The sequence below is a fragment of the Desulfoscipio sp. XC116 genome, assembly GCF_039851975.1.
Lineage (GTDB): Bacteria > Bacillota > Desulfotomaculia > Desulfotomaculales > Desulfallaceae > Sporotomaculum.
Map to the genome: position 1 here is coordinate 4,151,131 of NZ_CP156660.1, position 25,300 is coordinate 4,176,430.

26 protein-coding genes are annotated in these 25,300 nt (G+C 51.1%); 1 reads left to right on the plus strand and 25 read right to left on the minus strand.

The window, feature by feature from the left end:
* Window positions 1-212: 212 nt before the first annotated feature.
* The 12 genes from murA to ABDB91_RS19425 form a co-directional block, all read right to left on the minus strand.
* Window positions 213-1,466, minus strand: a complete 1,254-nt coding sequence (gene murA, locus ABDB91_RS19370) for a UDP-N-acetylglucosamine 1-carboxyvinyltransferase (protein WP_347491669.1) — start codon at window positions 1,464-1,466, stop codon at window positions 213-215.
* A 434-nt stretch (window positions 1,467-1,900) separates the two neighbouring features.
* Entirely contained in the window at window positions 1,901-2,311 is a 411-nt protein-coding gene (locus ABDB91_RS19375; RefSeq protein WP_347489359.1) for a F0F1 ATP synthase subunit epsilon, read from the minus strand.
* Window positions 2,312-2,313: 2 nt separating this feature from the next.
* The gene (gene atpD, locus ABDB91_RS19380) at window positions 2,314-3,738 is read right to left on the minus strand and encodes a F0F1 ATP synthase subunit beta (RefSeq protein WP_347489360.1); all 1,425 of its coding nucleotides are present in this window, start codon (window positions 3,736-3,738) and stop codon (window positions 2,314-2,316) included.
* Window positions 3,739-3,875: 137 nt separating this feature from the next.
* A complete protein-coding gene (gene atpG, locus ABDB91_RS19385; RefSeq protein WP_347489362.1) occupies window positions 3,876-4,724 on the minus strand; it encodes an ATP synthase F1 subunit gamma in 849 nt (282 codons plus the stop codon).
* Between the two features lie 40 nt (window positions 4,725-4,764).
* Window positions 4,765-6,273 (minus strand): F0F1 ATP synthase subunit alpha, encoded by a 1,509-nt coding sequence (gene atpA, locus ABDB91_RS19390; protein ID WP_347489363.1) that lies wholly within the window; start codon window positions 6,271-6,273, stop codon window positions 4,765-4,767.
* 24 nt (window positions 6,274-6,297) lie between these two features.
* A complete protein-coding gene (gene atpH / locus ABDB91_RS19395; protein WP_347489364.1) occupies window positions 6,298-6,840 on the minus strand; it encodes an ATP synthase F1 subunit delta in 543 nt (180 codons plus the stop codon).
* Window positions 6,834-7,340 carry a F0F1 ATP synthase subunit B gene (atpF, locus tag ABDB91_RS19400; RefSeq protein ID WP_347489365.1) on the minus strand — a complete coding sequence of 169 codons (507 nt, stop codon included), beginning with the start codon at window positions 7,338-7,340 and terminating at the stop codon, window positions 6,834-6,836. The genes atpH and atpF overlap by 7 nt, the downstream gene beginning before the upstream one ends.
* Before the next feature lie 123 nt (window positions 7,341-7,463).
* A complete protein-coding gene (gene atpE / locus ABDB91_RS19405; RefSeq protein ID WP_347489366.1) occupies window positions 7,464-7,697 on the minus strand; it encodes a F0F1 ATP synthase subunit C in 234 nt (77 codons plus the stop codon).
* Between the two features lie 100 nt (window positions 7,698-7,797).
* Window positions 7,798-8,550 (minus strand): F0F1 ATP synthase subunit A, encoded by a 753-nt coding sequence (atpB, locus tag ABDB91_RS19410; protein ID WP_347489367.1) that lies wholly within the window; start codon window positions 8,548-8,550, stop codon window positions 7,798-7,800.
* 38 nt (window positions 8,551-8,588) lie between these two features.
* Window positions 8,589-9,023: an ATP synthase subunit I gene (locus ABDB91_RS19415; RefSeq protein WP_347489368.1), complete on the minus strand. Its 435-nt coding sequence runs from the start codon at window positions 9,021-9,023 to the stop codon at window positions 8,589-8,591.
* A gap of 22 nt (window positions 9,024-9,045) precedes the next feature.
* Window positions 9,046-9,270, minus strand: coding sequence for an AtpZ/AtpI family protein (locus ABDB91_RS19420; protein ID WP_347489369.1), 225 nt, complete (start codon window positions 9,268-9,270; stop codon window positions 9,046-9,048).
* Between the two features lie 446 nt (window positions 9,271-9,716).
* Window positions 9,717-10,544 carry an IclR family transcriptional regulator gene (locus ABDB91_RS19425; RefSeq protein ID WP_347489371.1) on the minus strand — a complete coding sequence of 276 codons (828 nt, stop codon included), beginning with the start codon at window positions 10,542-10,544 and terminating at the stop codon, window positions 9,717-9,719.
* Window positions 10,545-10,777: 233 nt separating this feature from the next.
* Between ABDB91_RS19425 and ABDB91_RS19430 the strand changes: the two genes are divergently transcribed.
* Window positions 10,778-12,889, plus strand: coding sequence for a sigma 54-interacting transcriptional regulator (locus ABDB91_RS19430; RefSeq protein ID WP_347489372.1), 2,112 nt, complete (start codon window positions 10,778-10,780; stop codon window positions 12,887-12,889).
* Window positions 12,890-13,639: 750 nt separating this feature from the next.
* Here ABDB91_RS19430 and ABDB91_RS19435 read toward each other — a convergent pair.
* The 13 genes from ABDB91_RS19435 to ABDB91_RS19495 all read right to left on the minus strand — a co-directional run bounded on the left by ABDB91_RS19435 (window position 13,640) and on the right by ABDB91_RS19495 (window position 25,202).
* Window positions 13,640-14,752 (minus strand): sodium ion-translocating decarboxylase subunit beta, encoded by a 1,113-nt coding sequence (locus tag ABDB91_RS19435; RefSeq protein WP_347489373.1) that lies wholly within the window; start codon window positions 14,750-14,752, stop codon window positions 13,640-13,642.
* Window positions 14,753-14,778: 26 nt separating this feature from the next.
* A complete protein-coding gene (locus tag ABDB91_RS19440; RefSeq protein WP_347489375.1) occupies window positions 14,779-14,991 on the minus strand; it encodes a biotin/lipoyl-containing protein in 213 nt (70 codons plus the stop codon).
* 19 nt (window positions 14,992-15,010) lie between these two features.
* Window positions 15,011-15,160: an OadG family transporter subunit gene (locus ABDB91_RS19445; protein ID WP_347489376.1), complete on the minus strand. Its 150-nt coding sequence runs from the start codon at window positions 15,158-15,160 to the stop codon at window positions 15,011-15,013.
* A gap of 248 nt (window positions 15,161-15,408) precedes the next feature.
* Window positions 15,409-16,953 carry a carboxyl transferase domain-containing protein gene (locus ABDB91_RS19450; RefSeq protein WP_347489377.1) on the minus strand — a complete coding sequence of 515 codons (1,545 nt, stop codon included), beginning with the start codon at window positions 16,951-16,953 and terminating at the stop codon, window positions 15,409-15,411.
* Window positions 16,954-17,126: 173 nt separating this feature from the next.
* A complete protein-coding gene (locus tag ABDB91_RS19455) occupies window positions 17,127-18,284 on the minus strand; it encodes an acyl-CoA dehydrogenase family protein (protein WP_347489379.1) in 1,158 nt (385 codons plus the stop codon).
* A 324-nt stretch (window positions 18,285-18,608) separates the two neighbouring features.
* Window positions 18,609-19,751, minus strand: a complete 1,143-nt coding sequence (gene wecB / locus ABDB91_RS19460; RefSeq protein WP_347489380.1) for a UDP-N-acetylglucosamine 2-epimerase (non-hydrolyzing) — start codon at window positions 19,749-19,751, stop codon at window positions 18,609-18,611.
* A gap of 141 nt (window positions 19,752-19,892) precedes the next feature.
* On the minus strand, window positions 19,893-20,216 hold the full coding sequence (locus tag ABDB91_RS19465; RefSeq protein WP_347489381.1) for a MazG-like family protein: 324 nt from the start codon (window positions 20,214-20,216) through the stop codon (window positions 19,893-19,895).
* Between the two features lie 76 nt (window positions 20,217-20,292).
* Window positions 20,293-20,733, minus strand: a complete 441-nt coding sequence (locus tag ABDB91_RS19470) for a cytidine/deoxycytidylate deaminase family protein (protein WP_347489382.1) — start codon at window positions 20,731-20,733, stop codon at window positions 20,293-20,295.
* Window positions 20,711-21,988: a serine hydroxymethyltransferase gene (gene glyA, locus ABDB91_RS19475; protein WP_347489383.1), complete on the minus strand. Its 1,278-nt coding sequence runs from the start codon at window positions 21,986-21,988 to the stop codon at window positions 20,711-20,713. The genes ABDB91_RS19470 and glyA overlap by 23 nt, the downstream gene beginning before the upstream one ends.
* Window positions 21,989-22,155: 167 nt before the next feature.
* Window positions 22,156-22,608 carry a ribose 5-phosphate isomerase B gene (gene rpiB, locus ABDB91_RS19480; protein WP_347489384.1) on the minus strand — a complete coding sequence of 151 codons (453 nt, stop codon included), beginning with the start codon at window positions 22,606-22,608 and terminating at the stop codon, window positions 22,156-22,158.
* A 391-nt stretch (window positions 22,609-22,999) separates the two neighbouring features.
* Window positions 23,000-23,470 (minus strand): low molecular weight protein arginine phosphatase, encoded by a 471-nt coding sequence (locus ABDB91_RS19485; RefSeq protein ID WP_347489385.1) that lies wholly within the window; start codon window positions 23,468-23,470, stop codon window positions 23,000-23,002.
* A gap of 20 nt (window positions 23,471-23,490) precedes the next feature.
* The gene (locus tag ABDB91_RS19490; protein ID WP_347489386.1) at window positions 23,491-24,036 is read right to left on the minus strand and encodes a manganese efflux pump MntP family protein; all 546 of its coding nucleotides are present in this window, start codon (window positions 24,034-24,036) and stop codon (window positions 23,491-23,493) included.
* Between the two features lie 89 nt (window positions 24,037-24,125).
* Entirely contained in the window at window positions 24,126-25,202 is a 1,077-nt protein-coding gene (locus ABDB91_RS19495) for an L-threonylcarbamoyladenylate synthase (RefSeq protein ID WP_347489387.1), read from the minus strand.
* Window positions 25,203-25,300: the final 98 nt, after the last annotated feature.

The following is a 25,300-nucleotide window of genomic DNA, read 5'->3' on the forward strand; positions in this document are numbered from 1 at the left end:
GCTTAAACGAAGCGGGCTTGGTTATGCTTCTTAAGTCCGGCAAAATAACTTTCAATTGTCATAAAAGACCACCATGCCGTCAACACGGCACCATCAGGGGATAAAATTACCTAACGCTATTTTTCAGGATAGAATGAAATCGCTCCGCTCCCGGCTATGGGGATTCAATAGGAGTTCAATGGGAATTCAATTTTCTTCCGCCGGCTGCTTCTTTAAGCCTGCCATATTTCAGCACCCAGGCTTTGGAGTTTTTCCAGCAGATTTTCATACCCTCGTTCGATATGGTGAACGTTGCTTATTTCTGTGATACCTTGCGCACATAGTCCGGCCAATACCAAAGCCGCTCCGGCACGCAAGTCGGTAGCTTTTACAGGCGCCCCGCTCAGTGCGGCCGGCCCCTGAATGACCGCATTGCGGCCCGCCGTTTTAATACGCGCGCCCATGCGTTTCAGTTCACTGACATGCATAAACCGGTTTTCAAATACTGTTTCCGTAATGATGCCGGTACCTTTGGCACAAGTCATAAGCGCCATGATCTGAGGCTGCATGTCGGTGGGAAAACCGGGGTAGGGCATGGTTTTGACATCTGTCGCACAATATTCTTTTCTGCCAATAACCCGCAATCCATCGCGTTCTTCATAAACGGCTATGCCCATCTCCATCAACTTGGCCAGAACCGGCTTAACATGATCGGCAATAACATTTTCTACCAGAACATTACCGCCGGTAATTGCCGCGGCCACCAGGTAGGTGCCTGCTTCAATACGATCGGGTATTACGGTATGAGTAGCACCTTGCAGATCCCGCACGCCTGTTATTTTTATTATTTTGGTACCGGCGCCCTTGATTTTCGCTCCCATAGCACATAAAAAATTTGCTAAATCAACTACTTCCGGTTCTTCAGCGGCATTTTCTATTATAGTTTGCCCTTCGGCAAGTACGGCGCCCATAATAATGTTTTCCGTAGCACCCACGCTGGGAAAATCCAGGTAGACACGGTTGCCCCGCAATCCACCTCTTGCGGCCTCGGCACGAATACTGCCATAGCCATGTTCAATACGAGCTCCCAACATCTGCAGACCCTTTAAATGAAGGTCAACAGGCCTGCTGCCTATGGCACAGCCGCCGGGCAATGATATGGCCGCCAGGCCGGCACGGGCCAGCAGCGGTCCCATCACCAGAAACGATGCCCGCATTTGGCGGACAAACTCGTATGGCGCCTCTGTATTGGGCTTCTCCGGCGGATAAATTGTTAGTGCCGCGCCGCTGCGTTCTATGCGAGCACCCAGATGCCGCAGCACAAGGCAAATTGTATGAACGTCGGCCAGATCGGGTATATCTTCCAGAATACACGGGGATGTGGACAGCAAGCAGGCCGCAATAATGGGCAGTACCGCATTTTTGGATCCGCTGACCCGTACTGTGCCGGACAGAGGCTTGCCGCCCCGGATAAACAGTTTTTCCACCATATTCCTCCATCGCTAGGCTTACTGCTACCTATTGTTGCCAATTTATCTATGGTACATACGATTTTTAAAAACCCATTATGCAAGAGAAGCCTATCAGACCTTGAAGGAGCGATGAATAATGAGTAGTAAGAACCTTCATTACGACCTCAGGTTACCCTACCGAATACGGAAAGGAAAGGGAGTGTCGCAAAACTACTTTCTTGGAGTAGTAGGCGAATCTTTCAACATCTCAATCTTTCAACATCTGGTGTCGGGCCAGGCACCGCTTCGCGGTGCCTGGCACCGACACCAAAGCAGACAAAGAAACGCTTGGGAAATCGGCGGCTGCCGATTCCCAAGCGTTTTTTATAAGATAATCTTAAACATTTTAAATTAAGCGTGATGATATATTAATCGTTATATACCATCACAAGCAGTTAGTTTAAGAAAGTTTAAGCCTGACCCCCTGCTTTGAGGCGGTTGAGCGCTCTTTTCAGGGCGGCCTCGGCCCGGGCTGTGTCTACGTCCGAGCCTGGGGCGGACAGGCGCTGTTCGGCACGTTCTTTGGCGGCTTGGGCGCGCTGAACATTGATTTGGTCTTCCCGCTCGGCGGCGTTGGCCAAAACGGTTACTTTACTGTTGCGCACCTCGGCAAAGCCGCCGCTGACGGCTATCTTTAATACTTTTCCTTCGTGCTGCACACGAACCAGGCCGATTTTAAGCGCACTGACCAGCGGGGCATGCTCGGGCAAAATACCCAGTTCGCCTTCTGTGCCGGGCAGTACTACAAACCGAATATCCTGACTGTATGTCTTTTTTTGGGGTGTGACAACTTCCAACCGCTGCAGTTTTTCTTCCGCCATGCCTATGCACCTTCTCCTGCCATACCTTTGGCCTTGGCTACTGCCTCCTCAATGGTGCCAACCATGTAGAACGCATCCTCAGGCAGCTCATCGTGTTTACCGTCCAGGATTTCCTGGAATCCACGGATACTGTCTTTCAGTGATACATACGCACCGGGATAGCCTGTAAATGTTTCCGCCACGTGGAAGGGCTGGGAGAGGAAACGCTGCAGTTTCCTGGCCCGGGCCACAGTCATTTTATCATCGTCCGATAATTCTTCCATACCCAGAATGGCAATAATGTCCTGCAGTTCTTTATAGCGCTGCAGTACCAGCTGCACACCGCGGGCTGTTTCATAGTGCTCCTGGCCGACGATATTGGGGTCCATAATCCTGGACGTGGAGTCCAGCGGGTCCACAGCCGGATAGATGCCCAGCTCGGAGATCTGGCGGGACAGCACAACGGTGGCGTCCAGGTGGGCAAATGTGGTTGCCGGGGCGGGGTCGGTCAAGTCGTCGGCGGGCACGTAAACGGCCTGCACGGAGGTAACCGAGCCTTGCTTGGTTGAGGTAATCCGCTCCTGCATTTGACCCATCTCAGTAGCCAATGTCGGCTGGTAACCCACGGCGGAGGGCATCCGGCCCAACAGAGCCGAAACCTCGGAACCGGCCTGGGTGAAACGGAAAATATTATCAATAAACAGCAGTGTATCGGAACCCAGCTCGTCCCTGAAGTACTCAGCCATGCAAAGACCGGTCAGGGCAACCCGGAGACGCACCCCGGGGGGCTCGTTCATCTGGCCGAACACCATGGTGGTTTTCGGCATAACACCGGATTCAGTCATTTCATGATAAAGGTCGTTTCCTTCACGGGTACGCTCACCCACGCCGGCAAACACCGAAATACCACCGTGCTGGCTGGCAATATTGTTAATGAGCTCCATAACGATAACGGTTTTGCCCACACCGGCGCCACCGAACATACCTACCTTACCACCCTTGAGGAAGGGCACCATCAGGTCGATAACCTTGATGCCGGTTTCCAGCTGCTCCGCCTTGGTGGACTGGTCCACCAGCAGGGGAGCCGGACGGTGAATGGGGTATTCGCCCTCACTCTTAATCTCACCCTTACCGTCAATGGGCCTGCCCAACACGTCCACCATGCGGCCAAGCACCGGGTTGCCCACAGGCACGCTGATGGGTTTGCCCAGATCTACCGCATGCATGCCGCGCACCAAACCATCGGTGGTGGACATGGCCACGGAACGGACTATATTATTGCCCAAGTGCTGGGCAACTTCCAAGGTAAGATCCATTTTTCTGCCGAATACGTCTTCTTTTTCGCTGGTTATTTTAACAGCGTTATAAATATCAGGCACCTGGCCGGGCGGAAAACGAATGTCCACCACCACGCCAATGACCTGTACTACTTCACCTACGTTAGCCATTAACTATTCCGTACCTCCTTTGCCTTCAATTGTCGGGGATATACTTCGGTTAGGGACATTCATCCTTATTAGGGTATGTCGCCTTTCTTTAGATCCCCTTTTCTGATACCGGCTAACCGTACGGAACCCCCGCCCGCTTACTCAAGAGCGGCAGCGCCGCCGACAATTTCGGATATTTCTGTGGTAATGGCGGCCTGACGGGCACGGTTCATAGAAAGCGTCAGCCTGTCGATCATATCCGCCGCGTTCTTTGTGGCATTATCCATAGCCGTCATCTGAGCGCTGTAGAAGCCGGCATTAGTTTCCAGCAGGGCCTGGAACAGCGCGTTTTGCACATACATGGGCAACAAGCTGCCCATAATACTTTCCGCATCGGGCTCGAAAATGTAATCCACTTTCTTTTCGTCGGTCTCCCCTTCCGGGGGCTGGACAGGCAGAATCTTCTGCACCACGGGTTTTTGTACCAGCACGTTCACAAACTGGCTGTAAATCAGATAAACCTCATCATATTCCTCGGCCGCGTATTTATCTATAACAAACTGGGCAACCTCATTGGCCGTACCCAGATTGGCGTCGCCGATACCGACAAATTGCTGAGCAATACTGTAGTTGCGGCGGCGATAGAAATCCCTGCCTTTACGGCCGATAGCTATAACATCAACGTTCGGGTGATTCTTCAACTCCTGAACGCCCGCTTTGATAACATTGGCGTTAAAGCCTCCGCACAGGCCGCGGTCCGCGGTCACTATGATATAAGCCACCTTTTGCGGCTCGCGTACGGCAAGTAATGGGTGCTTCATACCTACGGAAGCAGAGCCAACCCTGCCCAGTACATCCCGCACCCGCCGTGCGAAGGGCCTGGCAGCCAGCACATTCTCCTGAGCGCGCCGCATTTTAGCTGCGGCCACCGCTTTCATAGCCTTGGTAATCTTCTGAGTACTGCTGATACTTTTAATACGACGCCGCAGGTCGCGCAAACTAGCCATTTACTGTTTCACCACCTCGCTATATCTTTCGCCGGGTGCATTACTTGACAAAGCCGTCTTTAAATTCCTTAATGGCAGCTTTGAGCTTCTCTTCGAAATCCTTGCTAATTTCTTTCTTCTCGCTCAGTTCCTTACGAACGTCGGCTTTGTTGGCCTTGATAAACTTAAGCAGGCCTGTTTCAAACGGCAGAACTTTTTCAACCGGCAGATCATCAAGGAAACCTCTGGCGGCTGAGAAAATAGAGATGACCTGGTCTTCAACGTCCATAGGCACATACTGGCCCTGCTTTAACAGTTCCACCATGCGCTCACCGCGGGTTAAACGGGCCAGGGTGGATTTATCCAGGTCGGAACCGAACTGGGCAAACGCGGCCAGTTCGCGATACTGGGCCAGGTCCAGACGCAAAGTACCGGCTACCTGTTTCATAGCCTTGATCTGGGCCGCGCCACCCACCCGGGATACGGAGATACCCACGTTAACAGCGGGGCGCACACCGGCGTTGAACAGATCGGGCTCCAGGTAAATCTGGCCGTCGGTAATGGAAATAACGTTTGTGGGAATATAGGCCGAAACGTCACCGGCCTGGGTTTCAATGATGGGCAGCGCGGTCATGGAACCGGCTCCCAGCTCATCACTCAACTTACAGGCACGCTCCAGCAAGCGGGAGTGCAGGTTGAATACGTCACCCGGATAAGCTTCGCGTCCGGGCGGACGGCGCAGCAGCAGGGAAAGTTCACGATAAGCGGCGGCTTGCTTGGTCAGGTCATCGTATACGATCAGAACATGCCTGCCGCTTTCCATAAATTCTTCACCAATAGCGGCGCCCGCAAAGGGAGCGATAAACAAAAGCGGTGCCGGGTCGGACGCGGTGGCGGATACGATGATGGTGTAATCCATAGCCCCGGTGTCCTTCAGTCTCTGCTGCACGTTAGCCACGGTGGAGTTCTTTTGGCCCACAGCCACGTAAATGCAGATAACATCTTTACCCTTTTGGTTAATAATAGCGTCCACCGCCACGGCGGTCTTACCGGTTTGGCGGTCGCCAAGAATCAATTCCCGCTGGCCGCGGCCGATGGGAATCATGGAGTCAACAGCTTTTAGACCGGTTTGCAGGGGCTGGTGCACTGATTTACGTTCAATAACACCGGGAGCAATACGCTCAACCGGGCGGAATTTATCACTATTGATGGGACCAAGGCCGTCAATGGGCTGCCCCAGCGGGTTAACCACGCGGCCGATCATGGCGTCACCTACGGGCACGGAAATAATCCGGCCGGTACGTTTAACAGTGTCGCCTTCCTTAATGTGGGTGTAGGGTCCCATGAGCACGCAGCCGATGTTGTCCTCTTCCAGGTTCAGCGCCATACCCATTGTGCCGCCGGGGAATTCCAGCAGCTCACTGGCCATACATTCTTCCAGTCCGTAAACCCTGGCAATACCGTCACCCACCTGGATGACCGTGCCAACGTCACTGACCTCAATTTCGGCTTTATATTTTTCGATTTGCTGCCGAATGATCGAGCTGATCTCTTCAGGTCGCAAATTCATCTACTGTTTCACCCCTATCCACTTTTAACTTATTTGTCTGAGGTGCTCGCGCAGGGTTTGCAAACGGGTGCGCACGCTTCCGTCGATAACCTTGTCACCAATGCGCACGACCACTCCGCCCAGCAGCCCTTGATCAACGCTATAGGCAAGCTTGACTTTTTTACCGGTGCATTTGGCCATGGCGGCGGCCATGTCTTTCTTCTCTTCTTTGGTGAGCTCTACCGCCGAAGTTACCTGAACATCGCTGATATTACGGGCTTTATTGGCCAACCCGGTAAAATATTCGGTAATATCCGCCAAAAATGCTTCACGCTGGCGGTCTATCACAAAGCCAAGAAAATTCATGGTGATTTCAGAAATGCGGTCTTTAAATAAGGCGGCCAGCACTTCCTTTTTCTCAGTGGCGGCAATACGGGGATGGACAATTACCTTTTTCAGCGGCTCGGATTCATTAAGCACGTTATTGACGGCCTTTAATTCCGACTCCAGCTGATCTACCAGCTTTTCCCGCACCGCAATTTCATAAAGCGCTTCGGCATAACGCCCGGCTACAGCCCCTCTTAGCATGGCAGATCCCCTGCCTCTTTAATAAAATCATCAATCATACCGCGCTGTACGTCGGCAGTTATTTTTTCACTGACAACTTTACCGGCCACCAGTATGGACAATGCAGCCACCTGGTCGCGCAATTCTGCAACAGCCTTCTCCTTCTCCCTGTTTATATCCTGCAAGGCAGATTCTTTAATGCGGTTGGATTCCGCCTTGGCCGCCTCAATTATCTCATGAGCTTGTTCCTCGGCGGCTTTTACAGATTTCTGGACAATGCTTTGGGCCTCGTTTTTGGCCTTTTGCAATTCATCCAGATACTCCCGGCGCAGTGCCTCCGCTTGTTTTCTTTCCTCTTCGGCAGCGGCCACATTATTAGCGATAAAATTCTGCCGTTCTTCCAGCATTCTGACGATATGCGGATATACAACAACGCGAAGGAAGATGAGTAACATTATAAAGTTAAAAACTTGCGCCACCAATGTATTATTGAGGTTTAAAACCTGAACAATGGCATCCAAAAAATTACCCTCCTTCCTCTGGTCCGTGGACAAAAGGAAGGCGATAGCAGGTTTGGCACCCGAAAGGACCCGGACCTGCTATACCGCCTTTCGCCACAGCATTCCTTAAAGCCTTGACAGGAATTAACCCATTTTACCCATCAAAATGAACGCGATAACAACGGCGATAATGGGCAGTGCCTCGATCAAACCTACGGAAATGAACATTAAGGTCATCAGGCTACCTCTGAGTTCAGGCTGACGAGCTGTAGCCTCTACAGTTTTACCAGTTACAAGACCGTCACCGATACCGGCACCGATGGAAGCCAAACCTACGGCCAGAGCAGTACCGATTGCAGCAGCAGCTGCTAAATCCATACTTTTCCCCTCCTTTCTCCCCCAAATTTTAAAAACATAAATTATGGTGGCATATCTCTATTTTTATGTTGAGATATCAGCTAGTTAAAAAACATTAGAGTTAGTGATGCTCAGCAGTTACCTGGGATACATACGCAATGGTCAGCATGGTAAAAATGAATGCTTGAATAAAACCAACAAAAATACTGAATGACAGCCATACCACCGATGCCAGGAACCCGCCGAAAATGGTGGCGGTCAAGGGGACCAACCCCAGCAATACCGCAATAAGTACTTCACCGGCGTAGATATTGCCGTAAAGACGGAAGGCCAGCGTTAAGGGCTTGGACAATTCTTCAACAAGAACGATGGGCAGGAAAAATACAAACGGTTCAAAAAAGTGTTTGAAGTAACCGAGCTTGCGGTAATAGAGTCCCAGCACCTGCACCAATATGAACACAAAAAGCGCCATACCAAGTGTGGTGTTGACATCCGCCGTGGGCGACATCATGGTCGGTATAAGGCCCCAAAGGTTGCTGAACAAAAGAAAAATAAACAGGCTGAACAAAAGGCACATCAAGCTGGCACCTTTTTTGGGGTCAAGGTTTTCATAAGCCAGACCCCTTAAAAACTGAAACATTTCCTCCACCATTAATTGAATCTTGCCTGGTCTTTTCAACTGCATGTTACGGGTGGCGGCAACAGTGAAAAGAATAATTAACCCCATAACTATCCAGGTCATGACCAGCGTTTTCAGGTTCATGGCTCCGAACCCGAAATTCACCGCGTCATGGGGAAACCCCCATACGTTTAGATTATCGTGTACTATGGCCAGGATGTCTTTACTTGCTTCGTGACCTGCGGCTGCAGACAACTCTTTCTCACCCCTTTCCCTAAGTAAATTTTATTTCCTTATATTTTATCAACGGCATCTCGCGCCGTATAATAACGGTATAGCGCCAAATTGGCGTCCAGCACCGTAATTACGGTGGGCACCAGCAGCCCGGCCCCCACCCCGTAAATACTCAAAAAATCAACCCGGCCGGCCAAAGCAATAATACCTACAATGAGCGCCATGCGGGGGTAAAACCCGGCTCGCATGAAGGCCTTGGCCTTTTTTTGACCAATATCTGTTTCCTTCATTAACTGAACGAGCATATTCATTCTTTTTACCAGAAAGATACAGTTAATAATGCCAAAAATACCGCCCACAATAAACCCCAGAATTAACGCATCCCCGGGGCTTATAATCAATCCCGGCAGGGTCAGCAATATAATAAAACCCATAATTCTGGTCGTGCGCGTCAGTTGTTGATCAATATTGCGTATGGGCGCCGGTCTTTGCAACCTCATCGCTCCTTACACGTTATTATTTAAAAAATCGCTGCGTGGTTTGAATAATACCAAGAATGCCCGCGGCTACGCCAACTAAAACACCCGCCACCAGAAACCATGGCTCCGTACCCAGCTTGCCATCTAAAAATCTCCCGCCATAAAACCCCAACAGGGTCGTAATGGCCAGCTCGGTGCCAATGGCAGTGGTGACGGCTATGGCTGTCAACGCCCCGCTTCTCTTGCTTTTGGGTTTTTCCACAATAACCACGCCTTAAATTATCAAAAAATGTCGCATAAAATACATTTTGTTGTCGCGTATTTTACATTTTCGCTTACAGAATACATTTCTACAAAAAAGATAGTATTCCTCCAGGAGGATCCGTACTTTTTGTAATTTTATTTTACTCATCACCGGTAAATTTCATTTACTTGCGACAGCACGTACCCGGCCAGGCAAATATTAGCTCTCTATCCAAAAATGTATGACTAAGGTGATGACAATATGTTAAATGGCTTGGCAAAAAAAATAAGGAGCTATTGAAAAAAGATTCTCCGCTTAAGATTCTTTTCCTTCAGCGCATATCTATTATACGGACTTTTTTGTCACGCAATTTCTGGCAGGGAGGAACAAAACATAATCAGGATTTGATCACGTCCCATCCAGGCATTTATATATTTTCACCGAACGCATATATTCCCGCCTAATTAGCCGGTATTATTCATCCCCCTTATCATCTCGGACGAAGCGCCCAGCCGGGCGGATATGGATGCCGCGCATTCATTTAAAATATCCAGATAGCCCATCAGAGCTTCTTTATTCAGCCGGCTGCTGGGACCAAATATATTTAAAGACGCCACTACTTTGCCGTGGCGGTTCCAAATGGGCACCGACAAGCTGGAACCACCGTTAATTCGCTCGCCAAGACTACTGGCCCAGCCTTGCCTCTTTATTTTCTGCAGTTCCTGAAACAACATACCACGCTCGGTGGTGTCATTATTCAGCCCGGCCTGCTCACACTGCGTTAATATTTCAGCTACCTCTTCCTCCGCCATATAGGCCAGCAAAAGATTGCCGGGTGAACCGGTATGCACGCTTAACGGCACAACTGTGCCCACCCCTACGGAAAATTTGAGAAAATGCTGGCTGACGAATTCGGCCACACACACCCTGTTATACCCTTTGCGCACGTATAAAGTTACTGTTTCGCCGGTGTAACGCCATAATTTTTGCATATAGGGCTGCACGGACTGTACCAACCGGTGCTCACGGGAAATGTTTTCCGACAATAAACCCACCAGTCCCCAATGTAAAAAATATTTGCCGCCGTCTTCTTCTTTAGCCACAAAATCCTTCTTTTGCAGCGCGCCCAGAATGCGATACGCGGTAGCCTTACTCAGGCCTGTTTCCTGGCTAATCTCAGTGAGGGTTTTTTCGCTGGTTCCCAAACAAGTTAAAATATCTGCGGCCCGCTCCACTGAACGTACACTCCCGGGTTCTTTATCTTTAACTTTGGTATCCCCGGCCTTAACCACGTCACTCACCACCTCTGGTGTTTCATACAATAAAATCGGTTTTTATTTTTTTCTTGTAAAAACAATTAAACAAAGCCGCCTAAAATCCTTCCCGAAAATTGTAATTTTAGAAAAACTTTATATTTAAACGAACATTTAATTATAGATTGATTTTATATTCGAAAAGCGATAAATTAATTAATATATTATTAATGAACTGGAATTTCGCAGGGCAACACAAAGGCGGTGGGAAAATGTTGGTAAAGGACATTATGACTCCAAACAGCACATCTGTCCGGCCGGGGCAAACCGCCCTTGAAGCCTGGAAAATGATCAATCAAAGACAGCTTATCGGTATTCCCGTTACTGATGATGACGGTACTGTCACCGGCATCGTATCCCGGGAAGAAATAATCAATGCCGGCCCGCGAGTGACCGAAGGCCATGTAAAAGTGCGGGATATCATGCAGCGGGAGGTTTATATTCTCAAAGAGAACGCACTCGCTTCCGATGCCTGGACCATGCCGGCCAATGTTTTTCCGGTAGTAAACGACAGCGGTCGCATAATCGGCATACTGGACCGCTCGGAAGTGGGACACACCCTTTTTAAAGTGGCCAGCCAAAAGTTTCAGCAGGCCGAAGCTATAATGGATTCGGCCCATAACGGTATCGTGGCCATTGACAAAGAGGGAACAATTACCACATTTAATTACGCTGCGGAAAAAATTACCCGCCGCAAAAAAAGCGAGGCTCTGGGGCATCATCTTTCCGAAGTGATCATCCCCCATGGCCTGCTGGATATTTTGGAAAACGGCAACTACTTGTCCCACTATAAATTTTCCGTGGGGTATTCCTCGGGAACGCATACCTACCTGACCAACCGCAGCCCTATCGTTGAAAACGGGCAGGTAGTCGGTGCTATTGGAGTATTTCAGGACATTTCGGAAATTGAATTTATTTCCGAAGAGTTGAGCTCTGTTAAGCAGTTGAACAAAGAACTGGAAACGATTATTGAGTCGTCATATGACGGCATCATTATCACCGACCGCAGCGGTCAAATTATCCGGGCCAATAAGGCCCACGAGCGCATTACAGGCATTCCGGCGGCACACATTCAGCATATGACCATGGCGGATTTAATTGCCAGGGGTGTTTATTCCCAGTCCGTAGTCGACACCGTAATCGAACAAAACGGTGCCGTCACCCTATCGGAGCTGACCGCCGACAACAACCAGCTGTTAATTACCGGCAACCCGGTACACGATCAGCAAGGCGAAATTGTACGGGTGGTTATTAATATCAGGGATATTTCGGATTTGCATAATCTTAAGAACCAGCTGGAACAAAGCATTGCCTTGAGCGAGCGCTATCACGGGGAACTGACCCAGCTGCGCAGCAAACTTATTGACCAGGCGGGCCTGGTAATCAAGTCCATTAAAATGAAAAAAGTAATGGAAATGGCTCTGCAGCTGGCCCAGGTAAATTCCACCGTACTGCTGCTGGGCGAGTCGGGCGTGGGCAAGGAAGTGGTAGCCAAGGCCATCCACAAACACAGCAAGAGGAGCAGCGGACCGTTTATCACGGTAAACTGCGGCGCCATCCCCGAAAACCTGCTGGAGTCGGAAATGTTCGGCTATGAAAAGGGCGCCTTTACGGGGGCCAACCGGGAAGGCAAGCCCGGCATGTTTGAGTTGGCGGATAAGGGCACATTGTTCCTGGACGAAATCGGCGATTTGCCTTTGCCTTTTCAAGTGAAACTACTGCGGGTTTTGCAGGAAAGAGAGATAACCCGCATCGGCAGCACCAAGCCCCGTCCCATCAACGTGCGTATTATTGCGGCAACCAACAGGCAGCTGGAAGAGCTGGTGCAAGAAGGCAAATTCAGGGAGGACCTGTATTTCCGGCTCAACGTGGTGCCCATTAATATACCGCCGCTGCGTGAAAGACGGGATGACATAATACCTCTTGTCTACAACTTCAAAAAACAATTTGAAAAGATATACGGTATCCAAAAGGAATTCTCACCTCGGGTATTTAAGGACTTAATTGAACACCAATGGCCGGGAAATGTACGGGAGATAAAGAATGTGGTGGAGCGATTGCTGGTGACATCCACCGAGCCGGTAATTAAGTCTGTGGACATACCGCTCAACATGACACCGTCTCAGCGGAACGAACCGCATAAAGTAACCGTCCAGGGCATCCTTCCTTTAAAAACAGCCCAGATGGAGCTGGAGCGCCAGCTGATCGGAGCCGCGATAAAAGAGCTGGGCAGCACATACAAAGCGGCTAAAGCGCTGCATGTCGATCAGTCGACCATTGTGCGCAAGATAAACCGCCTCAAGGAAAAAGGGCTGCCGCTATAGCCCAAAGTAATACCGGCTATTGCCGGGTTTAAGTTCGGCAACGCACTTTGGCGGCTTTAAGATCGAAAAGTAAACTTGCTCAGCTAAAGCTGAACATCGGGGCTTCAGATGGGGATTCTTCAGATACTGATTCTACCCCACCCGAAGTGAAAATAAAGGGGCTGTTGCACAACGGACTAAGTAGTTCATGGTGCGGCAGCCTTTGGTAAAGATACCGGATTATTATCGGAATAATTGGCTGCACCTGGGAAGGGAAGGGAAGCGTCGCTCATTACTCCAAGAAAATAGTTTTGCGACACTCCCCTTTAATTTGGTGAACCTCCTCCGGGACGAGCCCGGAAGCTTCTTCCCGGAAGCTTCTCATTTCATTGAGAACTGCCCTGGCAAAGCAAGGTCTTATACTCTCTCGTGAGCTACAGCACTGTGTTAGCACAGCCTTGGCCCGATCCATAGGCATCTGCTACTTCGCCATACGGCTACGTAGATACATGCTTACTTGAAAGCACCAATCTCTTTTGGGAATCAGTTTTACGCAGCAACCCATTGACCCGCTGCAACCCTATTCTGATTGTTAAAGAGTACAGGTATATTACACCATGGAAACGTGTGTTTGCGAAGTATTTATCGCCCCACGGGCGATGCCTCTTTCATCCCACGGGACGAACCCGTGGGTTTTCAGAGGCAGGTTTTTATAAACCGTACTTTTCGCTGCAATGTCAGTCAACTGTACTGTCAGTTATATGCAATAATCTACAGTATGGCCGATATAAACGCACCGGCGGCCACGGCCGTTCCTATAACACCGGCCACGTTCGGCCCCATAGCGTGCATCAACAGATAATTTTGCGGGTTGGCCTCGGCGCCCATGTTATGCACCACCCGGGCCGCCATGGGCACGGCGGACACGCCCGCGGCACCGATAAGCGGGTTGACCTTGTTCTTGACGAACAGGTTCATAAACTTGGCTATTAATACACCGCCCGCCGTGGCAAAGGCAAAGGCCACCACACCCATGACAAATACTCCCATGCTCTTAAAGTTCAGGAAGTTTTCCGCCGTCATGGTGGATCCAACACCTACACCGAGCAAAATAGTGACTATGTTCATCAATTCATTGCGGCTGACATTGGTAAGCCGCTCCACCGCGCCGCTCTCCATGAACAAGTTGCCCAGCATAAACATGGCAATCAGCGGAGCCGACTTGGGCACCAATAATATTATAATGATAGACGCTAAAATGGGGAAAACGATTTTCTCCGTCTTACTGGGCATGCGCATCATATTCATTACCATGGCACGTTCTTCTTTAGTGGTCAGCAACTTGGCAATAGGCGGAATAATAATAGGCACCAGCGCCATATATGAGTAAGCCGCCACCGCCACCGAGCCCATCATGTGCGGGGCTAAATTGGCGGCGAGATATATGGTGGTCGGACCATCGGCACCCCCGATAATACCGATAGTGGCCGCCTCTTGCACGGTAAAGCCCACCATCAAGGCACCGAAAAACGCCGCATATACACCCAACTGGGCTGCCGCACCAAGAAGCAATGTTTTAGGATTGGCAAGCACCGGCCCAAAGTCGGTCATCGCACCCAGGCCCAAGAAAATAAGGGGGGGAATTAATTCCGTCTCAATGCCATAGTGATAAAAGATGTAAAACAGTCCACCCTCTTCTAAAAGGCCGGTCAGAGGGAAGTTGGCCATAAATACCCCAAAGCCGATAGGCAATAAAAGTAACGGCTCAACCCCCTTCTTAATGGCCAGGTAAAAGAGGACAAAGGCAATCAGCCACATGGCAACATTGCCAGGGGTCAGCTGTGTAACCCCAACTCCGTTGAAAATTTCCGCCAGCTGCTCCATGCCTCTTTCCTCCTAATTTTATTAGATTATTTCAAAGCTGCTAAAACAGTGTCGGTATTCACTACATCACCGGCGTTTACATTAACTTCAGCCACTTCGCCGTCGTTGGGCGCATACACTTTAATTTGCATTTTCATAGCTTCCAGAGTCACCAGCACATCGTTCTTTTTCACCTGATCGCCTGCTTTTACATCGACAGACAGCACTTTTCCCACCATGGGAGCATTAACTTGTACCATATTATTTACCTCCTAAATTTTATGCATTTTGTTTTTGCGCTTGTTTTTTGGCCTGGCCGTCGATTATTTTTCCCGCAACTTGCACAGCAATTTGCAAAACCGCCAGTACAGCGAAAACAGATACTATTCCCGAGAGAGCCACCGATGTGGCCATACCCCAGTCAACCATACATCCATAACCTCCCCTTGCACAAAGGCTATAATATTCTAAATTTTACTGTATTTCGCTACATAATACCTAGTCTCCTGCCGGGGCATAAATGTTAATTGATTATTGTGTATTTTATATAAAACTGTGCCGGCTATTTTTTAAACAATGTTAAACCTGGCAATAGCCGGCACAGGTAATTTTACGCTGCGAAACAATCGGTTACAGCGGCGCAAAGTCTCAAATACACTGCCGAACGACTCTTATGACTACATATTAATGTTGGAGAATTTACGCCAGGGCCTGGCCACGGATTTGTTCTCCAGCAGGTCCAGCGAGGCACATATTTTCTTTCTGGTTTCCGAAGGCAGAATAATGTCATCCACATAACCGCGTGCCGCCGCGTGATACGGGTTTTCATAAAGGTCGCTGTATTCTTTGATCCGCTGTTCCCGTACCTCGGCCGGATTTTCGGCATTCTTGATTTCCTTGGCAAAAATAACGCTGGCGGCGGTTTGGGCGCCCACGATGGTGAGTGTGGCTTCGGGCCAGGCATAAACAATATCGGCCCCGGTATCTTTACAGCACATACCCAGGTAGGCGCCGGCGAATGATTTGCGCATCATTACGGTAATCTTGGGCACTGTGGCGTCAATATAGGCGAACAGCATCTTGGCGCCGTGGCGCAGGATACCCTTCCACTCCTGCTCGGGGCCGATCATGTAGGCCGGGGTGTCGTGCAGGTTGACCAGCGGAATGTTGAACAAATCGCAGAACCGCACAAACCGGGCTACCTTATCCGCCGCGTTGCAGTCAATAACGCCGCCCATCCAGTTGGGCTGGCTGGCTACAACACCGGTGCTCCGTCCGTTAAACCGGGCAAAGCCGATGATTACGTTTTTAGCAAAGTCGGGCATTAATTCAAAGAATACACCATTATCCACTAATTTATAGATAACCTCGTGCATATCGTAGGGGATCATGGTCTGCTCGGGTATAAACCCATCCAGTTCGGGGATTAGGCGCATGGCTTCGTCACCGGTATCCAACCGGGCCGGTTTTTCTTTATTGTTCTGAGGCAGATAGTTAAGCAGATCTTTGGCTTTATCAATGCAGTCTTTATCGTCGCCACCCACAATGTGGGTACAGCCGGACTTGACGGCATGAGCTTCCACACCGCACAGTGTGGGCAAATCGATATCAATGCCCAGCTGGGTTTTCACAAAGGCCGGACCGGCGATACCCATGTAACCGTGGTCGCGGCTTTGGATAACAAAGTCCTGCATAACCGGGTGGTAAGCCTGCCCGCCCAGGCACGGACCCAGCAGCATAGCTATTTGCGGAATAACGCCCGAAGCCAGGTTTTGGGCTTTAAACAGCCACGCATAAGCCTGCAGAGTGTCAATGCCTTCCTGCAGTCTGGCGCCGCCCGAGTCATTCAAGCCGAAAAAGGGAATGCCCATTTCCTTGGCCATATCGATGGCAGCGGCGAATTTTTTACCGTGATATTCACCAAAGGTACCGGCCATGGAAGTATAGTCTTCCGCGCCCACCATGGCCATACGGCCGTTTATTTTGCCATAGCCGCATACTACACCTTCGGCGGCGATATCCTTTTTCTCCATGCCGAAATTGGTAATCCTGTGCTTGACAAAAGTACCGATTTCAGTAAATGTACCGGGATCGAATAAATATTCCACTCTTTCACGGGCACTTAATTTACCGGATTTATGCTGTTTTTCAACAGCTTTTTCACCGCCCATTTGCATTATTTGGTCTTTTCTGCGTTTAAACTCGTCATACTTTTGACTCATTTACGGTCCCCCTCATATTTTAACTTGGCATTTTTGCTTATCGTACACAGCACCAGCCAGTATAATACACCCTTGGTCCGGATAACGGACCGGGCACACCCGGCCCGCTCCGGCGGGCGTTATTATCTTTGAAGAAATTTCCGCATCAAAAGAAGGCACTTCAGAAGGCACTTCTAGCGGTTGGGCGCAAAGCCCAGTTCGATGTTGGCAATGATCTGCATATGCATGTTGGAGGTTCCCTCAAGGGTTTCAAACTGCTTGGAATCGCGGAGCCATCTGCCGCAGGGATATTCATTGGAATATCCATATGAGCCGTAAATTTTCATAGCCAGGTTGGCAGCGTGCACGGCAGCGTTGCAACCGGACAGTTTGGCAATGGAAGTAGCCTGCTGGCTGGGCAAATTATTATCTTTTAACCAGGCGGCGCGATAAACGAGCTGTTTGGCCGCCTCATCTTCCAAGATCATTTCAGCAATCTGGGCCTGAACCATCTGATGCTTGCCGATGGGTTTGCCAAACTGAATACGCTCATTGGCATATTGAACGGCACCGTCCAGGCAGGCCCTGGAAAGAGCAGCCGCGCCGGTGGCACAACCCATGCGGGTATTGTTCAACTGCCACATGCAAATCTTAAAACCGCTGTTTACCGGTCCCAATAAATTTTCTTTAGGAACCACGGCATTTTCAAAAATTAATTCCGAGGTCGGAGCGGCCCACATACCGACTTTATCGTTAATGGGAATTCGATTAACGCCGGGGGTATTGTTGTAGTCAATTACGAAGCAGGAAATCCCTTTGTGACGCGCGCCTTTTTCAGTAACGGCGTAGACCAGCCCGATATCGGAAGTATGTCCGCCGGATATCCATGTTTTGGTACCATTAATTAGCCAGTGGTCACCCTTGTCTTCCGCAAGCGTCTTCATCCCGGCCACGTCGGAGCCCGTATTGGGCTCGGTCATGGCAAAGCTGCCTACCAGAGACCCATCCAACAGTCCGGGGATAAATTTCTGTTTTTGTTCTTCAGTGCCATATTCATTAATGGTCATGGCCGGACCCCAGTTGTTGCCGCTGATGGAAAGTCTCCAGGAAGTATGAACCTTGGATATCTCATACAAAGCAATAACGCCTTCCATCCAGCCCATGCCGTTACCGCCGTATTCCTCCGGAATGCTCCAGCCCAACAGGTCCAGTTCACCCATTTTAGTTAATATCTCTCTGCGATAATAATGGTTTTTTTCGTCCTCTTCAACATAAGGAGCGATTTCCTTTTCCGCAAAATTGCGAGCCATATCCTGTACCATTTGTTGTTCTTCGGTTAAAGCAAAATCCATTGTATAACCCCCCTGAATTATGATTATTTTTAGCCATGTAACCATAAAATAAAACTCGCCTGTAATAGCAAACTTATATTGCAATAAACGTGCCGGCAACTAAAGTATTGCTGCGCAAACGACAGCAAGCCATACCCAGGCTGTTTAAACAGCAGTTTCCCCTTGGACAGGAACCAAAAAACCGGCTCTGCTTAGAGCAAAACCGGTACTGCATTAATGCATTACCCATGCATTTTTACAAAGAACCCGCGAAAACACCTTTAATTTGTGATTTTACGACAATGCATTTATGCATTGTTCCCATCCATACCTCAAGACCGCCGTTTATAGACCGAATTCCCGGGGCCTGTGGCCGCTGAGCTTAAAAGCATGCTTAACAGCCTGCACTATCCGGCCGCAGGCCATACCATCACCGTAAGGGTTTACGGCCTCGGCCATAGCCCGGTAGTAGGCCTGATCATTAAGCAGGCGCTCGGTCTCGGTACGCACGGCGGTGCGATCGGTACCCACCAGGCGCACAGTGCCGGCTTCCACGGCCTCGGGACGCTCGGTGGTGTTGCGCAGCACCAGCACGGGCTTACCCAGCGAGGGGGCCTCCTCCTGTATGCCGCCGGAATCGGTGAGCACCAGGTGACAGCGGGCCACTAAATTAATCCACGGCTCATAGTCCATGGGCTCAATTAAATCCACCTGCTTTGAATCCCCCAGCACTTGCTGCACTACCCGGCGTACAGCGGGGTTTTTATGCACGGGAAAAATAACCCGCACATCAGGATGCTCCCGCAGTACATCCCGCAGGGCCAGGTAAATATCCCGCATGGGATCACCCAAATTCTCCCGGCGGTGGGTGGTCATTAAGATCAGCCGGTGCCGGCTAAAATCCATTCCGTCGAGCAATGAGTCACCAAACCGGTATTCATCACGCACCGTGGCCAACAGAGCGTCAATAACGGTGTTGCCGGTAACATAGACCCGCTCCGGGTCCACCCCTTCTCTCAGCAAGTTATCACGGGCACCGGCAGTGGGGGCGAAATGCACATCACACAGCGCCCCGGTCAAACGCCGGTTCATTTCCTCCGGATAAGGGGAATACTTATTGCCGGTACGCAAACCCGCTTCCACATGCCCCACCGGCACCTGCATATAATAGGAAGCCAGAGCAGCCACGAAGGTAGTCGTAGTATCGCCGTGCACCAGCACCAAATCCGGCCTTTCGGCCTCCAGCACACGCTGCAGGCCGGCTAGCGCGCGCCCGGTAATATCGAACAAAGTCTGGCCGGCCTGCATGATATTTAAATCATGGTCGGGCACGATATCAAAAAGCTGCAGAACTTGATCCAACATTTCCCGGTGCTGGGCCGTCACCGCCACCCGGCATTTCAGTTGATCATCATTTTTCAGCATCCTCACCAGGGGAGCCATCTTAATAGCCTCGGGCCTGGTTCCAAACACCACTGCTATCTTCACTGCACACCGCCTTCCTGAATTTGCTTAAGGTGTGTGTTCGAAAAAGAGCTCTGGCGCCGTCTAAGTCATCCGCACCTTAACACCTTAAGATCACAACGGCCGAACTTGGGATACAAATTACTTGCCCGGAGGTTGGCTTTATCAATCGTCCTTTGACGATACCAGATATCCTTTGCGCATCAACTTGGCAATATGCTCGTCAAGGGCTTTTTCAATATTGACGCCGTAGTTCTCTTCCAGCACAAACATCATGGAAACGGCAGTTTGGGCTACATCCAACAACTCCCTGGTGATAAAGGTCAGGGCTTCGCCGTCACCCACCGCGCGGCGTTCTCCGCTCATGCCGCGCAGCTTACCGATAGCCTGAGCCAGTTCTCCCGCTTCTTCCATCAATTTCAGGGCCGTTGATTCCAGGGTAGGAGTTAAATTATTCAACCTGGGCAAGGCAATAATTTTTTTTCGCATTTTATCACCACACGATAATCGCTAAACAAGTTCCATTCCGCGACCCAACCGGTTTAACGCAACGAAATTATTGAACCTATATCCGCACCAGCTCCATGCCGGATTCCTCAAATACGTCCAGGGCCAGCCGGTCGGGGTAATCACCCCGGTAAACCACTCTGCTGATACGAGCGTTGGCCATCATTTTAGCGCATAGCACACAGGGCTGGTGAGTAACGTAAAAAACGCCCCCCGCTATGGAAATGCCGTGCACGGCGGCCTGCAAAAGAGCGTTTTGTTCCGCATGCAGCCCGCGGCACAGCTCATGCCGCTCGCCGGACGGTATGCCCCGCTTTTCCCGCAGGCAGCCTATTTCCAGACAATGACGCATACCGGCGGGAGCACCGTTGTAGCCGGTGGCCAGAATGCGATGCTCCTGCACGATAACAGCCCCCACCTGGCGGCGCAAGCAAGTGGAGCGCCGGGCCACGACCTCGGTAATGGCCATAAAATAATCATCCCAGGCGGGGCGCTGCATAAATACCACCTTCTTCATATAAGGGAAACCGGCGGCACAAATCGGCGGCCATAACCCCGGCCCGGGCCCGTTTCCCGGCATCGCTGTCAAAACTCAAGGCCAAATGAATTATCTCCGCTATCTCAGTCATCTCAGCTTCCTTAAGCCCCCGGGTGGTTACGGCAGGCGTACCAACCCGAATGCCACTGGTAATCACCGGCGGCTGCGGGTCAAAGGGAATAGCGTTTTTATTTACGGTGACCCCCACTTCATCCAGTGTTTCCTCCGCATCTCGTCCGGTAACGTGCTTGTTGCGCAAATCCGCCAGTAGCATGTGATTGTCGGTACCGCCGGATATGAGTTCAAATCCGCGCTCGGTAAGTGCACTGGCCAATGCCCGGGCGTTTTTCACTATTTGCTGCTGGTAAGTCTGAAAACCGGGCTGCAGCGCCTCGCCAAAAGCTACCGCCTTGGCGGCGATTACGTGCATCAGCGGGCCGCCCTGAATACCGGGGAAAACAGCCTTATCCACCGCCGTGCCGTATTTTTCCTTGCACAGTATCATGCCGCCACGGGGACCCCGCAGTGTTTTATGCGTAGTCGTGGTAACCACATCGGCATGGGGAATGGGACTGTTGTGCAGACCCGCCGCCACTAAACCGGCGATATGGGCCATGTCCACCATCAAATAAGCACCGGCGGCGGCGGCAATTTCAGCCATGCGGGCAAAATCAATTTCACGGGGATAGGCGCTGGCTCCGGCAACAATCATTTTAGCCTTACTTTTAGTTGCGGCATCCATAACCTTGTCGTAATCAATCATGCCGGTACCTTGTTCCACGCCGTAAAAAGCTATGTTAAAATAACGTCCCGAAATGTTCAGCGGACTGCCGTGCGTCAGGTGTCCCCCGTGAGCCAGATTCATGCCTAAAATGGTATCGCCCGGCTCAAGCAGGGCGAAATAGACAGCCATATTGGCCTGAGAACCGGAATGAGGCTGCACATTAACATGTTCCGCATGAAAAATTTTTTTTGCCCGTTCAATAGCCAGTGCTTCCGCTACATCTACAAAGGCACAGCCCCCGTAGTAACGTCGCCCGGGCAGCCCTTCGGCATATTTATTGGTAAGCACGGTGCCCTGGGCCTCCATAACGGCCCGGCTGACAATGTTCTCCGAGGCAATCAACTCCAGAGTATTACGCTGCCTATCCAGCTCCTGTGCCACAACCCGGGAAATCTCCGGATCCACTTCGGCAAGCGGGCTATAAAAACTCATACTGCTTCCTCCTAAACATATTGAAGCAAGTTCTTAATTCAAAGGAGATTCAACTCCCTGAATTTCAGAACCGCAAAATACATGACTCAGTTGGCGCTGCACTCCCAGCTATGAAGGTGGGAGACTTACGCCAAGTCAGCCAGGTTAAACAATACCGCCGGCAAACATTACCGGCAACCGGAATCCTTTTCGATGGCCGCTATTTTCTCCAGTCTGCGGGCATGCCTTCCTCCGGCAAATTGCGACCCCAACCAGGCCTGCACTATATCCCTGGCCAAACCAATACCGATAACGCGTTCGCCCAGGGTAATAACATTGGCCATATTATGTTCTCCGGCCATGCGGGCGGAAAATGTATCATGGCAAAGAGCGGCCCTGATACCGGCTATTTTATTGGCGGCAATACTCACTCCGATACCGGTGCCGCAACAAAGCACTCCCCGCTCGAATTTTCCGGCGGCCACAGCCTCGGCCACCGCCCGGGCAAAATCGGGATAATCAACCGCATCGGTGTTGTATGTACCAAAATCCTTATACTCTATCCCCTGTTCCTTAAAATAGTTTATAATCTCCGTTTTTAGTCCGAATCCTCCATGATCACTGCCAATGGCCACCCGCAATACCTACACTTCCTTCAATAGTAATTAAAGTACAACAATTAGCAGATTTCAAGACTCCCGCTTCGCTAAGCGGGAATTCCTATTTCTACTTCAGATTGGGCAAAATCCCCGTCTGAAGCCCCGCTGCTCAGGTTGGGCTGAACGAGTTCACTACTCGGCCACGCACAACCTCAATCTAAAAATTATTCTACAATATTTGCTTCATTTCCTCTACAAATGACCAAAATATAATATTTACCAGCAGCGAAAACTACATTGCAGTATTAGCATTAATTAACATAATATGGATCAGCGGAGTTCCTATTTTACTTCAGGTGAAGTGGAATCCCCGTCTGAAGCCCCGCCGCTCAGCTTGGGCTGAACGAGTCCAGCTAAGTTAGTTTAGATTAGTTTAAGCCTGACCCCCCAGCAACTTGCGCAGCATGGCACGGGACAGATTGTCCAGCTCACCGGCCACAGTACGGTAGAATTCTTCGCCGGTTCCGAAAGGATCCGGTATATCACCGCCGCAACCGACATATTCGGCTAAAGTATAAATTTTGTTTACGGCACCGGGCACCAGGCGTTTTAGATTGTCCCGGTGAGCGCGGGTCATGGTCAGCACCAGTTCGGCCCGCTCAATATCTTCCGGATTGATTTGCGATGATTTATGCCCGCTCAGATCAATGCCCATTTCTTTTAACACATTAACAGCCTGATAAGAAGCATCGCCATCCGACAAGGCAACAATCCCCGCGGAAGCTAATTCAATATCCCGCCGCTCCGGGAACAGCTCCGCCAGCGCCCGGCGGGCCAGCGCTTCGGCCATGGGGCTGCGGCAGGTATTACCGGTACATACAAAAAGTATCTTTTTTTTGGCCATGGGCATCGCCTCCTTAGTCTTTATGATATGAACATGTGTATGCCAATACCAATTAATATTATACCGCCGCCCAGAACAGCCCGCTCGCCCGCCCTGCCCCCCACGAAACGACCCAACAAAAGCCCGGCGGCTGTCATAACCCCGGCCACGGCGCCGATAACCCCGGCTGTGAGGGGCAGGTTTACCTGCCTGGTGCCCAGGGAAAAGCCCACGCTCAGGGCATCCATGCTGACACTGGCCGCCAATAAAAACAAACCCCAGGTATTTACCAGCACCACTTTAGGCTCCAAGGCATCACCGCCCTTTAATGCCGAGCGAATCATTTTAACGCCCAGATACACCAGCAGCAAGGCCCCGGCAATACCGGCGGCCCGGCCCGCCAGAGCACCGACGAATTCGCCGGCGTACCAACCGAGCAAAGGCATAATCACATGGAACACCAGCACCGTAAGGCTGACCACCAGTATTTGGCGGCGGGTTACGCCGGCCATGCCCAGGCCCAGACACACGGAAAAAGCGTCGGTGCCCAGGGCGGCGCCCAAAGCAAGCAGTGTGTAAAGCTCCAAATTATTGCCCCCAACATATTATTTCGTTCTCTAAATATATCCGCTAACTATATTTATGCGCCTGGAGGTAAATTTATCTATAATCAACACTATACAGTAACCACGCGCCCACCCGCGGCTCGGCGCAGCCTGTTCATCACCGCCATTCCCAAGCCGTCGGGGGCAATGCCTTCGGCCAGTATTACATCCACCCCCAGCCGGTCAAACCGGCGCAGCGATGCATATAACAAAGCAGCCACCGAATCCGGCTCATGGCGGTTGCCCGCCACCACTACGCTATATCCTTTTCCATCGTAAAGCGGCGCAGTCTCACTGTAGGCAAATATACCTACCCTGCGGCCGTCCGCAGCCAAGCGGCCGGCGTCAGCCAATATCCCGGCCGCAACCCGCCCGGGGTCATGTCCTTCAAAAAGCACCAGCGGCGCCCGGGGTGCGTAATGAGTATATTTCATACCCGGCGAACGGGGCCGACTCCCGGCCACGGCATTGCCGTTAACCGCCGGGTCTACCTCCACCGGGCCGAGCACTTCCTCCAAATCCTGCCGAATTGCCCCGCCGGGCCGCAGAATCACCGGACCGTCACCGGATAGATCCAGCACGGTGGATTCCACGCCCAGGCCGGACGGTCCTCCGTCCAGCACCAGCGCGATACGGCCCGCCAGATCGTCCAAAACATGGGCCGCCGTAGTGGGACTGGGCCGGCCTGAAGCGTTCGCGCTGGGAGCCGCCACAGGCACGCCCGCCGCCCGGATTAAAGCCAGGGCTACAGGATGAGCAGGCACCCGCACCGCCACTGTATCAAGCCCTCCGGTAACTTCCGGAGGAAAAACCCCGCCGCCCCGCAGAACCAAAGTCAGGGGACCGGGCCAAAAACGCGCGGCCAATCTCCACACAACAGGCGGAATCTGATCAATATACCGGTTCAAAACCCGGGGACTATCAATATGTACTATTAACGGATTGTCGGCGGGCCGCCCTTTGGCCCGATAAATGCCGGCCACTGCCCGGGCGTCCAATGCATTGGCCCCCAAGCCATAGACAGTTTCAGTGGGAAACGCCACCAAGCCGCCCTCCCGCAATGCAACACCGGCCGCTCGGATTAAAGATGCGTCGGGCCGCCCGGAATCCACCACCAGACGACGCGTTTTACAATCTGCCATTTCCATGCTAATTCCTTCCCCAGACATCGGCTTACAGAAAACATAGCCACATAAAACCTTGTTGCACACATGAGCGGCGAGTGAATTACCGTTGTGTGCGCAAA

Bases quoted from the DNA above. Each gene is read 5' to 3' on its own strand.
- ABDB91_RS19375 (WP_347489359.1), bottom strand. From the start codon at position 2,311: ATGGCGGAAGAAAAACTGCAGCGGTTGGAAGTTGTCACACCCCAAAAA.
- atpD (WP_347489360.1), bottom strand. From the start codon at position 3,738: ATGGCTAACGTAGGTGAAGTAGTACAGGTCATTGGCGTGGTGGTGGAC.
- atpG (WP_347489362.1), bottom strand. From the start codon at position 4,724: ATGGCTAGTTTGCGCGACCTGCGGCGTCGTATTAAAAGTATCAGCAGT.
- atpA (WP_347489363.1), bottom strand. From the start codon at position 6,273: ATGAATTTGCGACCTGAAGAGATCAGCTCGATCATTCGGCAGCAAATC.
- atpH (WP_347489364.1), bottom strand. From the start codon at position 6,840: ATGCTAAGAGGGGCTGTAGCCGGGCGTTATGCCGAAGCGCTTTATGAA.
- atpE (WP_347489366.1), bottom strand. From the start codon at position 7,697: ATGGATTTAGCAGCTGCTGCTGCAATCGGTACTGCTCTGGCCGTAGGT.
- ABDB91_RS19430 (WP_347489372.1), top strand. From the start codon at position 10,778: ATGTTGGTAAAGGACATTATGACTCCAAACAGCACATCTGTCCGGCCG.
- ABDB91_RS19435 (WP_347489373.1), bottom strand. From the start codon at position 14,752: ATGGAGCAGCTGGCGGAAATTTTCAACGGAGTTGGGGTTACACAGCTG.
- ABDB91_RS19440 (WP_347489375.1), bottom strand. From the start codon at position 14,991: ATGGTACAAGTTAATGCTCCCATGGTGGGAAAAGTGCTGTCTGTCGAT.
- ABDB91_RS19445 (WP_347489376.1), bottom strand. From the start codon at position 15,160: ATGGTTGACTGGGGTATGGCCACATCGGTGGCTCTCTCGGGAATAGTA.
- ABDB91_RS19450 (WP_347489377.1), bottom strand. From the start codon at position 16,953: ATGAGTCAAAAGTATGACGAGTTTAAACGCAGAAAAGACCAAATAATG.
- ABDB91_RS19455 (WP_347489379.1), bottom strand. From the start codon at position 18,284: ATGGATTTTGCTTTAACCGAAGAACAACAAATGGTACAGGATATGGCT.
- ABDB91_RS19465 (WP_347489381.1), bottom strand. From the start codon at position 20,216: ATGCGAAAAAAAATTATTGCCTTGCCCAGGTTGAATAATTTAACTCCT.
- ABDB91_RS19470 (WP_347489382.1), bottom strand. From the start codon at position 20,733: ATGCAGCGCCCCGCCTGGGATGATTATTTTATGGCCATTACCGAGGTC.
- glyA (WP_347489383.1), bottom strand. From the start codon at position 21,988: ATGAGTTTTTATAGCCCGCTTGCCGAAGTGGATCCGGAGATTTCCCGG.
- ABDB91_RS19485 (WP_347489385.1), bottom strand. From the start codon at position 23,470: ATGGCCAAAAAAAAGATACTTTTTGTATGTACCGGTAATACCTGCCGC.
- ABDB91_RS19495 (WP_347489387.1), bottom strand. From the start codon at position 25,202: ATGGAAATGGCAGATTGTAAAACGCGTCGTCTGGTGGTGGATTCCGGG.